Origin of the sequence: Bacillus paralicheniformis (genome assembly GCF_001042485.2) — a bacterium.
In the GTDB taxonomy this organism is placed as follows: domain Bacteria; phylum Bacillota; class Bacilli; order Bacillales; family Bacillaceae; genus Bacillus; species Bacillus paralicheniformis.
Genome location: NZ_LBMN02000001.1, coordinates 406,302 through 421,583 on the forward strand (window position 1 = coordinate 406,302; position 15,282 = coordinate 421,583).

Sequence of the window (15,282 nt, forward strand, 5' to 3'; positions counted from 1 at the left end):
CATCTAAATGGATGTGAAATACGTACCGGAAGAATGGCAGGGCATGAAAGACGGGCTCGATGCGCTGACGGGCGGACCATATGGCGGCGGTATGAAAGCCGGCCTTATCAAACTCAACGATCTCTTGGAAGATATCGAATCCAAAATCAAAGACAAGGACAGCGACAGGGCGATCAGCTTTACCCACACAAGCAAAAAAAGCAAGATCGAGGAACTGTTTAAGGATTATCAAAAGCTGGCTGACTTTTGCATGAAAGCCGGCAGTTTGGTGGAAGATCACATTGACAGCCCTTTTTATAAAAAAATAGACGCGTTCGCCGAAAAAATGCGCGGACTGACGATACATAATTACACGACCGCGAACCGGATCGGCTCCAAGGAAACCACTTACGTCGGATACGGCATGTCCAAACAAGCGGTCGAAACCGACAAAGCGAAAGTGAGCGTAAATGATATCTTCAAAGACTCGGAATCGTTTGATCACGTACTGAGCAAAGAATTTGAAGAATTCCAGATCAACCACCCCGACATCGAATTATCGTATGAAGAATACATGAAAGCGATTGCCTCTTCCCGCGGATTTGAATACGAATCAATCGGAGATGTCCAAAAGAATCAGGAATTGTGGCGGGATCTTCTGGCCGGTGCAGGCATCATCGTGCTCACCATCTTTTGTGCACCGGCAGGTCTCACGGTGGCCGTCGCCTACGGAGGAGCCAATATTTCGAGCGCCGCAACCGGAAAAGACTGGATGACACAACGGGAGTTAAACACAGGCGAAAGGTTTGAAAGAGGCGTGTTCGGCGCCCTTGACATCATCCCGGGGGCAGCCGCGGCGAAAGGCTCATTTAAAAGCGCAGCCACAATCGGCCAAATTTCAAGCAAAACAGAACATGTGGTACAATCTCTTAAAGACAGCAAAAACATCTGGGCGAACCGCATGAAGGTGAATGGGCTGAAAGCTCAAGACCGACTCAACGACGCAGGCTTCGCCATCAAAAAACAATTCGCCAAAAGCGCCGACGCTTTGAGCGATATTGCCCGCGGTGCAGAAGCAGGAGCCGGCGGCACCCTCGTCGGAAAAGGGTCCAATTACTCCGCCCACGTCAACGACGCCCATAAAGCGTCGAAAGCGAAGATGCAGGATTCGATTCAGCGGGTTGAGAAGGAGATTGAGGCTGGGAAGAGTGTTTCTAAAGGTACGACAAACCTTAAATATAAAGAAGATTACTATGTCGAACACACGACAGGACCCGTTAAAAAGTTTACTGAACGTAATGGTGTTAGTGGTGGACATAATTATGATGAGTTTAAGAATTATTTTGATAGTAATTCTAACAAGTATGAGTTGGAAACTGTTGTTAAGAAAGAACATCCAAGTATAGAAGGAGTTTTTGATATTGAATATAAAGTGAAGTACGAAAAAATGGACTATACCGGAAAAAATGGAACAGGTGAATACAAAGTAATACCTAATAAAGACAAAATGTATAAAAAGACAGTGTATGATCCAAAGATTATTTCGGATGATGAAATAATAAATTTAAGTAAAAAGGCAATGGACGAAGGATTAAGCAATAAAAGAGAAATTCCTCTATTAAAACAAAAGAAGATAAAAATACAAGGACAAACAGAATATAATGGAAAAAAATTAAAATTTGAAGGCATTATGAATTCAGAAACTGGTGAGATAGAAAATGCTTATCCAGTATTAGAATGGGTGGATTAGTATGAACGTATATGAAGAATTTATTGAGATGATGAAACAGAATAATTTGACTAAAGAAGCAGTTATAGATGTTTTGAATCTTTATGTAAATGGACGTAACTTTCTACAGCATTTAGAAGAATTTAAAAATAAAGAGGGAGAGCGCCGTGAGTATAATGGAATAATTTATTCAGATGAATATGAACAAGATGAAGAGGAATACTTTGGACAAAATAAAGTTTTATTTTATTCTGGCGACGGTGACGATGATTACGATATTGTGAGTTATGATGAATTGTATCAGTATATAAGTACTGCGTGTAATTTTTATATAGAAAGAAATCCTGAGAAGAAAGAGCTTATTGAAGAATTATTAATGAAGATTAAAGAAAAATATGATATTAAATAATGGATACCTGAGGAACATAGTGAGATGAAGAAGCTTTCTGTGCAACTTTAGGCTAAACTTTAAGTGGAATGCTTTCTGTACGTTACTATAAGGCACCTTGTTGTTAAAAACAACGGGTGCTTTTTTGTGTAATATAGCTGGTAGAAGGAAAAATAAATTCTTCCCTCAGATCTCAATGGAAATATAGAATAGACATAGTGGATGAACAAATAAGAAGTGTAGCACAAAATATGAGTTCTAGTGAGAAAAAATTAACTTATTTAAATGTTAAACTAACCTATTAAAAGGAGGTATTGGTTTTGCAGATTTCAAGGGTGCTGGACTTGTGGTAGAGACTAAAGATTTACCAGAAAGTCTCTGGTTAAAGTCTGACGAGGCAAAATTTGAATGGCTAGATAACGCAATTGGAGGAAGACCAGAAGGTATGACATGGCACCATACTGAAGTGCCAGGTAAAATGGAGTTAGTACCTTTTGGAATACACAATATAACTATTCATAATGGTGGCAGATCTACTGGAATGTGGGCAGATGTTCCGAGATAGCATTTAGAAAGGAGAAGAAATATGAAAATAAAACAGGACACTATAGTAAGGCCATTGCCTTCAGAGGAATTAATAAAGAATCATGAAAAGTTTTGGAGACTTTCATTACCACAGTCTTTCTTAAAATTTATAAAAGAAAATAATGGAGTAGAGGTTGAGGAAGCAACATTTGAGTGTAACAATCGTGGTTATGCATTAGAAAGTTTTTTGTGTATATTAGATGATATTGAGAATCATCCAAAAGGAATTTATGATATAGATGTTGTATTTTCACAAATAGGTGAAAGGTTAACTGATAACGAAGATTTATTAGGAGCAGAGGTGTTGCCAATAGCTAGTGTATTTGCGGGTGACTTTGTATGCTTAGATTTTAGAACGGATAAAAATAATCCATCTGTGTGTGTATGGTCTCATGAAGAATCCGGTGAATTTGAGCCTGTTACGTATAATGTGGCAGATAACTTTACTGAATTTTTAAAGATACTTGAATAGAAATAAGAAGAATTCAAGTTGAAATTACAAGAAAATAATGTGATGTTAATAATGGATAGATTAAATAACAAAGAAGAAGCACCTGATTGTCTATTAAGCAACAGGTGTTTTTATAAAAGTTTTAGATTTTGGTCAACATAGATGATTCATTAATAAAATTCATAGCTCATGATGGTTGTACCATCTGGAGTTGTATAACAATATTTTGTTATGAAAATAAGTACGGTAATTAGGTGAGACGCCATTTTTAACATACGAGTATTGTTACAGATGACAAAACAAACACTTACAAAATTAAACATTCTCATTGGTTTAGTGATAGAAATAGTAATGAACTCTTGTATGTAGCTAAATATAAAGCATTTGATTGCCTTTTAGGTAATAGGCGTTTTTGTGTTGTTGGCAGTAGCAGGGGGACGCACCCTCCTCCGAAAAGGGTCCAACTACTCCGCCCACGTCAACGACGCCCATAAGGCTTCGAAAACGAAGATGCAGGATTCGATTCAGCGGGTTGAGAAGGAGATTGAGGCTGGGAAGAGTGTTTCAAAGGGTACGGGTGATGTTACACCTAAAAAGAAATCTGTACCAGACTGGCTTAAAGAGCGTTGGGAAGCAGGTAATAATTTTAATAAGGAAAATCGTCCTCGTTACCCTTATAATGAGGTAGAGTTGGAAGCAAAAGAAGTAGGGGGCAAAAAGTACGTAGTTGACTCATATGCACCCAACAAGGAAATAGTATCGAGAAAATTCACTCAACTTAGTGAAGTGCAAGAAAAGACAGCTAAGAGTTACTTAAATGAAATCACAAAAAAATATTCTTCGGGTTCTAAAATATCAAATGGTATTTTTAATCCTAACGCTCTCAAAGGAGGGCGACTTAAAGGTGAATTAATATTAGAAATACCTGTTCAAAATAAACCAATTCCGCAAACAATTCTTGATGAGGCAACAAAAAACAGGATTATTATTAGGGATATTAAGGGGAAGGTGTATAATTGACTATGAAAATTTATTATTGTGACGAATGGTCGGACATCAAAAAGAAGCCTTGGAACATACTTGATGACCGTACTGCATACACATACCATCAAAAACAAGAACCATATACGGCGGTATTATTAGAGGATGAGAAACCTAAGTATATTGTAAATGTTACAAATGAATGGGTTTCGGTGGGGTTTTATGATGACCTGATTCGTAAGTATTTAAATTATGATTTTGAAGTTATGAGTGATGGTAAGATTTTTTTAAGAACAGCCATGTATTGGGAATATGATGATGAAACTGACACGGAAGTAAGTAGCTTGATTTTGGGCTTCCGAGAAGATGGCTATATAGCAATGGAAAAGAGAGATTTAAAGACCGGTTCAGTCGAGGAGCGCGAAACTAGCGATACCCTTGAAAGAAACTGGGATGCATTTCCTGAATTTGGTCATTACAATCATTTATGCAAAGAGGAAAGGTAACGTGTTTAGAGCACTCTAGTGCCTAAACTAGTTATACGAAAGGGTTTTACGTACAGGCATATAAAGCAAGTGAACTAAAATACAATTAAAATATTTGAGTTGGACAAAAAGAGCAATGATACGTTTGAAAATAGAGACTCCATGAAGGTACTTCCATCATGGAGTTTTATTTTATATAGGAATAATAAGAAAAGTACGAGAATTGGGTGATTTGACATTTTACATGGTGTGGGGACTTATGATACTGCAAAACCTACAAACTAAAGACAATGAGAAAGCTCGTAATGCTAAAGGTGGTAACGATACGGATACATAAAGATAGTGAATAATAAAAAGTGAAGATTTATGAGTGAGACAATAAGAATGTGATTTGTTTGAGAATCGAAAGCTCATGATGGTTGTACCGTCATGGAGTATCGTTTTAATACTTGGATAGTAAGAAAAGTACGATACTTAGGCGAGATGACATTTTACATGACAGCGGTAGTTATGACATGGATTGGCTAATAAACTAACGAGAATGACAAAGCTCGTGGCGATAAACAATGGATAACGTGAAAGGGCGTTCTATTACTGCTTTGGATTAAAAAAATTGGGTTGTGTTTTTACTAAAGACGGCCGTATAATACTCGCTATTCCTTTAAAAAGCGTTACATAAATTTTAATTACCGTAACGGGAGGGTGAAAAGTTGAACGTTGTTGGGTATATACGAGTCTCAACTCAAGGACAAGCAAGAGATGGATACAGTTTGAAGTATCAAGAAGACGAAATCAAAGCATATTGTAAGGAACAAGGCTTAAACTTGATTCATATTTATAGAGATGAAGGAATTAGTGGTGCCAAACTAAATGAAGAAGCATTGGAAATAGACAGGGTGGGCTTATAAGAAATGTTGGCTCACCTTTCGTCTGTCCGGATTGATTATGTGATAGTGCTGAACACAAGCAGATTATGGAGGTCGGATATTGTGAAGGTGTTGATACAGCGAGAGTTGAAGAGATATGGCTGTGATATAAAGAGTATTGAACAGCCATTTTACAGTATCCATAAGAAAGACCCAAACGATTTTTTGGTCAATGGCTTAATGGAGTTAATAGACCAATATCAACGGCTTGAAATTGCCCTCAAACTAACGAAGGGAAGAAATAAAAAGGCAAAGGAAGGTGGTTATGCAGGAGGAAGGGTAACATTTGGCTATATGAAACAAAAAGGTGAAAAAGAACTAAAGATACATAACAATCATGCAGAAGTAGTGAAACGGTTGTTTGAGCTTAAACAGATACATAGAAAATGGTCACTGTCTAGATTGGCAGAAGCATTAAATGATGAAGGCTATCAAACAACTCAAGGGAAAGCATTTACGAAAGTACAAGTGAAAAGAATTTTAGACCGAGAAAGTTTTTATCAAGGGATTTATACATACGGACAAAAACAAGCAAATGGGAAACATGAAGCAATAATTTAATAGGTTACTTAAAAAAGGGATTCATTTTCTAATAAGTTCTTATGAAGCGATGAAAATGGATAGGCTTTCGTACCAATGCGCATCGGATGGTGAACGCTCGAACTAGGTTGCCGGCATTTTCATTCAATAATTGACAACTGAATAGGAGGATGAACCATGCATGAAAAGCAGAAACACATTTATGTGGGTGTAGACTTACATAAACATCATCATGTGGCAGTGATTATTAATTGTTGGCAGGAGAAGCTTGATGAAATAAAGGTTGAAAATAAACCGTCCGCTTTCTCAACATTTTTACTAGATATTGATAAACAGACAGAAGAAGGGTTGACACCTGTATTTGGATTAGAAGATGTGGGTGGCTACGGTCGGGCACTGGCACAATATCTAACGGACCATGGACAAGTTGTAAAAGAGGTTAACCCAGCACTTTCATATGCTGAACGAAAAAGCCATGTGACCGTACAAAAAAGTGATAGCTGGGATGCGGAATGTGTGGCTAGAATATTGGTAAGACAACTTAGCCATTTGCCAGATGCTAAGCCACATATATTGGTCGATACAACAATTGGTCACTAGAAGAAATGCATTGGTGAAGGCGCAAGGTGCTTTGAAGAATCAATTGCATATTCAATTGAGTCACCATTACCCTAGCTATAAGAAGTTTTTCTCCGGGTGGATGGGAAAACAGCTTTAGCATTTTGGGAACGATACCCATCACCGTCTTGTTTAGAAGGTGTGAGTATAAAACAATTGACCACCTTCTTATTAGAAGTAAGCCATAATACTTGTTCGGTGAAAAAAGCGAATGAAATATTGAAGCTAGTAATAGAAGATGGGAACACAACAAAAGAACATCAGGAAACTCGAAACTTTTTGGTAGAAAGCATTGTGCGCCACATTTTGTTTGGAAAGCAGGAAATAGGCAAGGTGGAAAGAGAATTAAAAGAGTTAATGAGCTTACTAGACTTTTAACTAGACTCCATGCCAGGCATTGACCTCGTTACAGCTTCCGCATTAATTGCAGAGATAGGTGATGGACGTTTTCCTAATGCCAACAAATTAGCACGATTTGCGGGTATTGCGCCTGTTTACTTTGGCTCTGGCGGGAAAGGCAAGGAACAAAAAAGCAAACATGGAAATCGGGCGCTACACGCTTTATTTTACAACCTCGCAGTACAACAAGTGCAAGTAGCAAAAGGAAGTAAACTACCACGTAACCCAGTGTTCCATGCTTACTACCAACGAAAACTGAAAGAAGGCAAAACAAAGGGACAAGCATTGGTATGCATAATGAGAAGGCTTGTGAACATTGTTTATGGCATGATGAAACATAAAACTACCTATAAATTGCCGATAGTACACGAGAAAGAAGTAGTTTAATAAAGTGGTAAAATGGCTGACTTTTTTATTTTTAGCTTTTAAGATTACAACATAGGGTACAGGTAAAGTATATCCAACGAGACAAATAGATTCAGTTGCAGAAGCGCATATAATTGATAGAGTGAAAGAGTTGAGAGGCAATTTAACGAGTAGATATAAAAAGTCGGGTAATTTTGCTATTGCAGAAGTTAATGTGAGTGGGATAAACAAGTCTGAGTTTTATGCTCAAAGCAGCATAAATAAACTTAAAGGAAGTCTTGAGGATAAAGTCCCTGATATTTCTTTGCAACCTGAAAATCCAATGTTTAAAGCTACCAAAGCTGTCGGCAAAGATGGAGAAAGTTATTTAAGGGATACAGATACGGAATATAAAATATTAAATGATATTGCTTCTAGACTTGGCGAGAATACACAAGCTACAGGGAAAATTAAGTTGTTTACGGAATTGGACACTTGCGACAGTTGCAGTAAAGTCATAGCAGAGTTTGCTGCTAAATATAGAAATATTGAATTAGAAGTTATACATAACAATGGTAATAGAATTATTCCTTAAACTTATTTTTAAAGTTTTATTGGAGGAGAGAAACAATGAAAGATTGGGAGTATAATGAATTATTTGATGCAATTCAAGAGACATATGAAGAGTTGTTAGACGAAGATAGGGGACATAGGTATGCAATAGCAAAATTAGCAGATGAATTTGACAACTTAGGCACGATAGAAGATGTTATTGTTGATACTGCTATTGGAGAAATTTTAATCGGTCAGGATAAAGTTTTCGTTGGGCGTATTAATGGTATCACAAACAGGCTAAGCAGGTTTAACCCACAAGAAGCAGAAGGTGAATTAGCATTAGAAGAAATAAAAGATTTATCAAGACGAATAAATAAAGTAATAGAAGGACTAAAAAATGTTGAGGTTGATTATAACCCTTCAGCAGAATAGTGATACACAATAGTTAAAAATAAATGAAGCAGTTACGGTAAACAAACTTTTGTCTTGCTTGTTCTCTATCCCAAGAGACGCTGATGATAACGATGGGGTTGATTCAGACGAATATCGATACACTTTATTTTTTTGAGAAGCAGAAAAAGCTAAGAGTTGCTGTATGACTCAAATGAGATATAATCAAAAACGCATGCGACTGAAAGCAAAAGGCAAGCTCAACGACCGTAGCTCATTGACAAAGTTTATTAAAATAAATGTGGTGGACTTTCAGTGAATATCAATCAAGCTCATAAAATTTTGAATAAGCTGGGGAAATCAACTACTCTTGAAGATAGTTGCATTAAAGAGAATGTTGCTCCGTATGAAAATTTTTATATATTAAAGAGAGACGAAGATAAATGGGCTTATGGTTTGTTTATGGTTGAAAGACAAAATAACCCTTATTTGCAAATAACAAAAGAATTTGACACTGAAGTTGAAGGGGCAAAACATTTTTTTTTGGATAGTTTATCTACTTTTTATTTTTTAGAAAAGTTTCAGCGTTTTGTGATGGAACATGAAGAGTTGGATATAGGTGGACCTACATTTGATCAAAGTAAACTTTTTAAAGCCATGTCTATATTAGGGATCCCTGCTTCTTTATTTGCTTTGGGACAATCACAAGTAAGAAATAGAGCGATTATGCTAGAGATGAAAGACGAAACAAGTTCGATTGTCTCTTTTGTAAACGATAAAGGTAATGTGATTCAATCTACATTAGCCATCCGAAATCAAAGAGCATTGTTTATTGCGTTCAAAAAAATTTATTTGCTTTATCAATTTGAAAATGAAGTGAAAAATTTGTTGGAAGCTGAAGGAATAGCAAATTATTTCTCTGAAGGAGACATAAATACTTTTCTTTTATAATGAAATTTTAATCGACCATCTATCTATTATAGATGGTCGATTTTAATTGAAACTACATAAGGTTATGGAGACGGAGAGTGAATATTTTACAATTCTTAAATATCACAATGATACAATAGATAAAGGTTATATAAAAGAAGTTTCAATTACAAAAGGTGGTCTATAGAAATGCATAATTTGTTGAAGGAAAACCTTGGTGAGGATTATGCGGTTATAAGTCATGCTGAAGAAAATAAAATAGGGGTTTATCAAAAGTTTAATAACTGTATTTATCAAGAAACATTTGTTGAACTTCAAGAAAACACGGAAAACAATATGTATTATTTAATATTAAATCAAAGGGGGAATGAATTTATTAAAGAGGAATTTGATAATAAAGAAGAGGGAATTTGTGCACTCGGTATTTATGCGGTTTCAATTTTAGGTGATCGTATTCGAGATATTGAAACACAAGATAAAATATTAGAGTTAGAAGATAATGAAATAAAATCTTTAAATAAATTATTAGATTTGAAAATTGGTGAGAATTATTTTTCAATTTTTAAAGAAAAAAAGATTGCTGTTAACTTAGAACAAACAAAAAATGGATTATATAATATTTTTTATATGACTCCTGACTTCAAAAAAGTTTATTTAATTAAAGATAGAGAAGCTCCAAGTGCATTTCTTGTATTGTATAACTTTTCCTTAAAATTAAAAGAAGTTATCTCTCTTTTAAATCTATGGAAAAACGATTTCAATATAAATATGCAGTTTGAAGAGAAGATAAGAAGATTGATTTTAGGAAAATAATATTTGATGTATAATTATTTTTAAATGAATATGATTTAAAACTAAAACGCATGGAAATTGATCTCCATGCGTTTTCAAGATGAATCAACAAAGCAGGTGTGCCAAATGAAAAGAAGAACAATATCGTTTCAGTTGAACGATGATAAACATATATCTAACTTTAAAAAAAGACTGTACTCCACTATCATTGGCGGAATTATCGGTGATGCGCTGGGCGTCCCTGTGGAATTTAAAGCTAGAAACTTAAATATCACTGGAATGACAGGGTACGGGACTTATAATCAACCGCCTGGAACATGGTCAGATGATACATCACTCACTTTGTGTTTAATGGAGAATTTGATCGAAGAAAAAGATGAGACTGAATTGATGAAAAAGTTTGCTGCGTATCGGGAAGGCTACTGGACTCCATACGGCACCATGTTTGATATTGGCAGAGCCACTGATGATGCAATCGAGCGCTTCAAAAGGGGCGTTCCAATGGTACAATGCGGCGGAGCATCTGAGTTTGATAATGGAAACGGAGCATTGATGAGAATATCTCCGTTGGCTTTTACACTATGGAACGAATCCGAGTTTTCAAAAAGGCAAGCTGAGATCGAACGGTGGGCCTTTATTACACATCGTCATCCCCGATCTACGCTGGGATGCATCATTTATATAGAATTCTTAATAAATTTATTTAATCATTCTCCTAAAGAGGCATATAAACAAGCTGTTCATTCTTGTCTGGAGAATTTGAGAGGAACCGAGTATGAAAATGAGTTTTCTGCCTATAAGAGGATACTCAATGATGACATTGCGACTGTTAAAAGAGAAGACATCATGTCAGACGGCTATGTTGTGCATTCTTTAGAAGCGGCATTGTGGTGTTTCCTCAATTATGACCGTTATTCTGATGCTGTATTGGAAGCAGTGAACCTGGGGGAAGACACCGATACAATTGCCTTTATTACAGGTACGATGGCTGGAATGTATGATCAAATGGAAAGCATCCCGGAAGAATGGATCACTGCCTTGGCAAGGAAAGAAGACATTCTGGATTTGTCTGAAAGGTTTGCTCAGTTCTGCTTTGAAAAATCAGAGCGATAGATTGTCTATGTGAAAAAGAAAATGCCGGCTAACAGAGCATTTTCTTTTTCACATCAAAAACCACTTGCTTTTCTCCAAAATTCCATCTATAATAAATCATGTCTCAAATATACGGGGCATTAGCTCAGCTGGGAGAGCGCTACACTGGCAGTGTAGAGGTCAGCGGTTCGAGCCCGCTATGCTCCATCTTTAAAACCCTTGATCATTCAAGGGTTTTTTTGTTGCCTTTTTTACGCGATCCATTTTTGCGGGGTGATGGCCTATCTGTCCGTACGGTATTTGACGACTGGCCATTTTTCTTTTCGCAGAGCGTTCATCAGCTCCGGTCCTACATGCAAATGCTCTTCAATCAGCTCTCTTGGAGTCAGCGCCATCCATTGATTTAATGAAATGTCTGCAAAGCGGCTGCTTTTAAATATTTCTAAAAACCACAGGCTTTCGCTGCCTGTATTTTGAATGTAATGTCCCATGGCAAACGGGACATATCCGACATCACCCGCCCGGTAATTAAAGGTGCGGGCAGTCCCGTTCGCCGCGAATACTGTCATTCGCCCGGTTCCTGTGATATAGTACTGCCATTCATCGTTGTTCGGATGCCAGTGCATTTCCCTCATTCCGCCGGGCTTGACTTCGACGAGCGCGGCGGCGATCGTTGTCGAAATTGGAAAGTTTGAAGAATCAACAATTCGCACCGTTCCGCCGGGTGTTACGATAGGCTTTTGTGCAAACAGCCTGTAAGCGAAGCTTTTTGGTACGGTTCCATACGGGTCGGGCACTTTTTGGTTTTCGAGCGGTCCCGGCACTTTTGCTTGGAAGATGTATCGCTGTTTGTCAGGGATGCGGGCGAAGGCGCTTTCGTGTACACCGAAATTCGCGGCCAGAACATCTTTCGGTGTGTGTGCGAACCAATCTGTAATCGTGAAGGTATCGAACTCGGAGAAGTTCCCGTCGTCAAAAACGAGGAGAAATTCGCAGCCATCCTCAAGCCCTTGAATCGAGTGCGGTATTCCGGCGGGAAAGAACCACAAATCCCCGGGGCCGACATCGGCGATAAAGTTTCGGCCGTCCTGATCGACGGCGGTAATGCGCGCATGGCCCAAAATCATGTAAGCCCATTCCGATTGCTTATGCCAATGCAGCTCGCGCACCCCGCCTGGCGTCAGCCGCATATTGACGCCGGCAATCGTCGTTGATACCGGCAGCTCCCGGACAGTTATTTCGCGCGACCAGCCGCCATGATTTAACTGCATATGTGTGTCTGAAAAAGAAAACTTTAATTGGGGATTGCTCCGGCATCTGTTTTTGGAGGAACGAACATGTCGGGATTCTCTAAATCCCGCATTACGTCGCGGGGCCCAAAATCAGTCGCGCCCGCACCATCGTGTCTTATTGGATGAGGCACGCGATTGTACCAAGCTGGAGTCCCGGCTGTTCTTTTCATGTAAAAAGCTCCCTTCACAGGTCGTATATACCGAAATTTATGACAGGGACGCTTAAAATATATCAAATCGAAAAAAATCGGAGCCTTCTTAAGACACTTTTAAAAAAACTAGATGGACAGATTTGCATTTCCTTTGGCAGCAGAAGAAAACCTTCGATTTAAAGTCTACACGGCACGGGCTCCTGCTGTTTGCCTTCCACCGCTAACGATTACTGACTGAATGATTTCGCCCGAAGCTGAATAAGAATGAGATAGAAGCATCCGGGCAATTTTCGAACGGCTACATGAATGAATACTATGTGACAAGAAAGAAGGGAGCGTTGATGAAAAAGCTTTGCCGGGAAGTCTGGGTAGAGGTAAACCTTGATGCGATTAAAAAAAATTTACGCGCATTTCGGCGGCATATTCCGAAGAGGAGCAAGATTATGGCTGTCGTAAAAGCGAACGCTTATGGTCACGGCTCGGTGGAAGTGGCACGCCATGCACTGGAAAACGGCGCGAGTGAGCTCGCCGTTGCCTCGGTGGAGGAAGCGGTCGTTTTGCGAAAAGCGGGGATTGACGCACCGATCCTTGTGCTCGGTTTCACCCCGCTTAGCTGTGTGAAAGAAGCGGCAGCTTGGAATATATCGTTATCAGCATTTCAAGTTGACTGGATTAAAGAAGCGAACGAGATATTGGAAACAGAAGCAACCCCTGACCGGCTGTCTGTTCATATCAATGTGGATACCGGCATGGGGCGTTTAGGTGTACGCACAAAAGAAAGGCTTTTAGCAATTGTGGAAGCGCTGGCGGCAAGTGAAAACCTCAGATGGGAAGGGATTTTCACGCATTTTTCCACAGCTGACGAACCGGATACTGAGCTAACCATGATTCAACACGAAAAGTTTATCAGCTTTCTCCGCTTTCTGAAAGAACAAGGCTTTAAGCTGCCTACGGTGCATATGAACAACACGGCCGCGGCGATCGCTTTTCCGGAATTCAGCGCTGATATGATTCGCTTAGGTATCGGAATGTATGGATTATATCCTTCCGATTACATCAGGCAGCTCAATCTCGTTAAGCTTGTGCCTGCACTAAGCTTGAAGGCGCGCATCGCTTATGTGAAAACCATGTTGACAGAACCGCGGACCGTTAGTTATGGGGCTACATATGTTGCGGAGCGCGGGGAAGTGATTGCCACGATTCCGGTCGGCTATGCTGACGGTTATTCCCGTGAACTTTCCAATCGCGGATTTATTCTACACCGCGGAAGACGGGTGCCGGTGGCGGGAAGAGTAACAATGGACATGATAATGGTCAGTCTGGGAGAGAGCGAAGGTAAACAAGGAGAGGAAGTCGTGATTTACGGCCGGCAAAAGGGAGCTGAAATTTCCGTTGATGAAGTTGCGGAAATGCTTGATACGATCAATTATGAAGTGGTATCTACAATAAGCTGGCGCGTCCCCCGTTTTTATATAAGAGACGGCAAGATTTTTAAAAAGTCGACCCCGCTGTTATACGTGTAGTTTTCCCATACTCACAGGCTGTTTTCTCGATCATTGATAAAATAGGAAAAGTGCAAATTCTTGACAAAAAAATTTATTTATGCTATAATTTACTAATTGAATATTGGTGTGTATAATAGGATTCTCCTGGCCGGGAGGATCCTATTTTTTTTGCGTTTGATGAAGGAGTGTACGACATGAAAAAAGATGAATCGAGTGTAACGTCTCTTATTTCGGCTTTTGGCAGAGCTTATCACAGCCAATATGATGACCCAAAAATTTTTGATGACAATCTAGCCAAAACGCTCATTTCCCAACAAGAATTTTCTGATATTAAAAACAGTTTCATTCAAGGTATACAGTTCTTCAACAAAGATATAGCGGAAAAATACGAGGGAGACGATGAAGAAATATTAAAATGGGTCACACAAATTCAGCTCTCTCCGACGCCGCTCGCGCGTGCCGCATATTGCGAAAGCGTGCTGCACCATGAGATTCGATTTGGAGCAGAACAATACGTGATTCTTGGGGCAGGGCTGGATACTTTTTGTTTTCGGAACCTAGAGTTAAAAGGCAAAATTGATATCTTTGAAATTGACCATCCGGCGACACAAAAATGGAAAAAGGAAAGGCTGGACAAAGCAGGTTTTCACATCCCGGCCCACCTTCATTTTATTCCTTTGGACTTTGCCAAGGTATTTTCTTATCAAGAATTGGCTGATAAGGGTTTTCATTTTAACATAAAAACGTTCTTTAGCTTTTTGGGCGTTTCCTACTACTTAACAAAGGAAGAAACCGAAAAATTGCTGAGACAATTAATGGCTGATCTTCCTTCAGGAAGTTCGATCGTTTTTGATTATGCGGATGAAAACCTGTTCAAAGAAAAAGGTTTCTCCAACAGGGTGGAAAATATGGTGAAAATGGCAGCGGCAGGCGGAGAACCGATGAAGTCATGCTATTCGTATCAGGAAATCCAGCATATGCTGGAGCAATCCGGACTGCTCGTTTATGAGCATTTGTCACCGTCGGATATTCAAGAGCGTTATTTTAAAAATCGAAAAGATGATCTGTCAGCCTTTGAAACGATTCACTACATTCATGCCGTGAAAAATTAAACACGAATCAAGAAAAACGCCCGGGGCCGGGCGTTT

13 protein-coding genes, 1 tRNA gene and 4 pseudogenes are annotated in these 15,282 nt (G+C 38.9%); 17 read left to right on the top strand and 1 reads right to left on the bottom strand.

The window, feature by feature from the left end; genetic code table 11:
* Nucleotides 1–7: 7 nt before the first annotated feature.
* The 15 genes and pseudogenes from ACH97_RS23875 to ACH97_RS02160 all read left to right on the top strand — a co-directional run bounded on the left by ACH97_RS23875 (nt 8) and on the right by ACH97_RS02160 (nt 11,392).
* Nucleotides 8–1,729: an EndoU domain-containing protein gene (locus tag ACH97_RS23875; RefSeq protein ID WP_020452732.1), complete on the top strand. Its 1,722-nt coding sequence runs from the start codon at nt 8–10 to the stop codon at nt 1,727–1,729.
* Between the two features lies 1 nt (nt 1,730).
* Complete coding sequence (gene cdiI, locus ACH97_RS02095) at nt 1,731–2,117, top strand: ribonuclease toxin immunity protein CdiI (protein WP_020452731.1); 387 nt, start codon at nt 1,731–1,733, stop codon at nt 2,115–2,117.
* Nucleotides 2,118–2,269: 152 nt separating this feature from the next.
* Nucleotides 2,270–2,401 (top strand): polymorphic toxin type 15 domain-containing protein, encoded by a 132-nt coding sequence (locus ACH97_RS23905; protein WP_228119636.1) that lies wholly within the window; start codon nt 2,270–2,272, stop codon nt 2,399–2,401.
* A 41-nt stretch (nt 2,402–2,442) separates the two neighbouring features.
* Nucleotides 2,443–2,661, top strand: a complete 219-nt coding sequence (locus ACH97_RS02100; protein WP_020452730.1) for an HNH endonuclease signature motif containing protein — start codon at nt 2,443–2,445, stop codon at nt 2,659–2,661.
* A 21-nt stretch (nt 2,662–2,682) separates the two neighbouring features.
* A complete protein-coding gene (locus ACH97_RS02105; RefSeq protein ID WP_020452729.1) occupies nt 2,683–3,153 on the top strand; it encodes an SMI1/KNR4 family protein in 471 nt (156 codons plus the stop codon).
* A 402-nt stretch (nt 3,154–3,555) separates the two neighbouring features.
* A pseudogene (locus tag ACH97_RS23590) lies at nt 3,556–4,152 on the top strand (hypothetical protein); the annotation flags it as partial.
* Between the two features lie 2 nt (nt 4,153–4,154).
* Nucleotides 4,155–4,619 (top strand): hypothetical protein, encoded by a 465-nt coding sequence (locus tag ACH97_RS02115; protein ID WP_020452727.1) that lies wholly within the window; start codon nt 4,155–4,157, stop codon nt 4,617–4,619.
* 689 nt (nt 4,620–5,308) lie between these two features.
* A pseudogene (locus ACH97_RS02120) lies at nt 5,309–6,085 on the top strand (recombinase family protein).
* Between the two features lie 156 nt (nt 6,086–6,241).
* Nucleotides 6,242–7,468 (top strand): annotated as a pseudogene (locus ACH97_RS02125) (IS110 family RNA-guided transposase).
* 121 nt (nt 7,469–7,589) lie between these two features.
* Complete coding sequence (locus tag ACH97_RS02135) at nt 7,590–8,021, top strand: deaminase domain-containing protein (RefSeq protein ID WP_020452725.1); 432 nt, start codon at nt 7,590–7,592, stop codon at nt 8,019–8,021.
* A 35-nt stretch (nt 8,022–8,056) separates the two neighbouring features.
* Nucleotides 8,057–8,413: an Imm3 family immunity protein gene (locus ACH97_RS02140; RefSeq protein ID WP_020452724.1), complete on the top strand. Its 357-nt coding sequence runs from the start codon at nt 8,057–8,059 to the stop codon at nt 8,411–8,413.
* Nucleotides 8,414–8,686: 273 nt separating this feature from the next.
* Nucleotides 8,687–9,322, top strand: a complete 636-nt coding sequence (locus ACH97_RS02145) for a hypothetical protein (protein ID WP_020452723.1) — start codon at nt 8,687–8,689, stop codon at nt 9,320–9,322.
* Nucleotides 9,323–9,490: 168 nt separating this feature from the next.
* Nucleotides 9,491–10,114 carry a hypothetical protein gene (locus ACH97_RS02150; protein WP_020452722.1) on the top strand — a complete coding sequence of 208 codons (624 nt, stop codon included), beginning with the start codon at nt 9,491–9,493 and terminating at the stop codon, nt 10,112–10,114.
* A gap of 105 nt (nt 10,115–10,219) precedes the next feature.
* The gene (locus ACH97_RS02155; protein ID WP_020452721.1) at nt 10,220–11,206 is read left to right on the top strand and encodes an ADP-ribosylglycohydrolase family protein; all 987 of its coding nucleotides are present in this window, start codon (nt 10,220–10,222) and stop codon (nt 11,204–11,206) included.
* Between the two features lie 113 nt (nt 11,207–11,319).
* Nucleotides 11,320–11,392: transfer RNA gene (locus ACH97_RS02160), tRNA-Ala, on the top strand.
* Between the two features lie 74 nt (nt 11,393–11,466).
* Here ACH97_RS02160 and ACH97_RS02165 read toward each other — a convergent pair.
* Nucleotides 11,467–12,647, bottom strand: a pseudogene (locus ACH97_RS02165) (oxalate decarboxylase family bicupin).
* A 323-nt stretch (nt 12,648–12,970) separates the two neighbouring features.
* On the opposite strand from ACH97_RS02165, the gene alr reads away from it, so the two are divergent.
* Entirely contained in the window at nt 12,971–14,152 is a 1,182-nt protein-coding gene (alr, locus tag ACH97_RS02170; protein ID WP_020452719.1) for an alanine racemase, read from the top strand.
* Nucleotides 14,153–14,328: 176 nt separating this feature from the next.
* Nucleotides 14,329–15,246, top strand: coding sequence for a class I SAM-dependent methyltransferase (locus ACH97_RS02175; protein ID WP_048350682.1), 918 nt, complete (start codon nt 14,329–14,331; stop codon nt 15,244–15,246).
* Nucleotides 15,247–15,282 lie beyond the last annotated feature (36 nt).

Bases quoted from the DNA above. Each gene is read 5' to 3' on its own strand.
- ACH97_RS23875 (WP_020452732.1), top strand. From the start codon at position 8: ATGGATGTGAAATACGTACCGGAAGAATGGCAGGGCATGAAAGACGGG.
- cdiI (WP_020452731.1), top strand. From the start codon at position 1,731: ATGAACGTATATGAAGAATTTATTGAGATGATGAAACAGAATAATTTG.
- ACH97_RS02105 (WP_020452729.1), top strand. From the start codon at position 2,683: ATGAAAATAAAACAGGACACTATAGTAAGGCCATTGCCTTCAGAGGAA.
- ACH97_RS02115 (WP_020452727.1), top strand. From the start codon at position 4,155: ATGAAAATTTATTATTGTGACGAATGGTCGGACATCAAAAAGAAGCCT.
- ACH97_RS02140 (WP_020452724.1), top strand. From the start codon at position 8,057: ATGAAAGATTGGGAGTATAATGAATTATTTGATGCAATTCAAGAGACA.
- ACH97_RS02150 (WP_020452722.1), top strand. From the start codon at position 9,491: ATGCATAATTTGTTGAAGGAAAACCTTGGTGAGGATTATGCGGTTATA.
- ACH97_RS02155 (WP_020452721.1), top strand. From the start codon at position 10,220: ATGAAAAGAAGAACAATATCGTTTCAGTTGAACGATGATAAACATATA.
- alr (WP_020452719.1), top strand. From the start codon at position 12,971: ATGAAAAAGCTTTGCCGGGAAGTCTGGGTAGAGGTAAACCTTGATGCG.
- ACH97_RS02175 (WP_048350682.1), top strand. From the start codon at position 14,329: ATGAAAAAAGATGAATCGAGTGTAACGTCTCTTATTTCGGCTTTTGGC.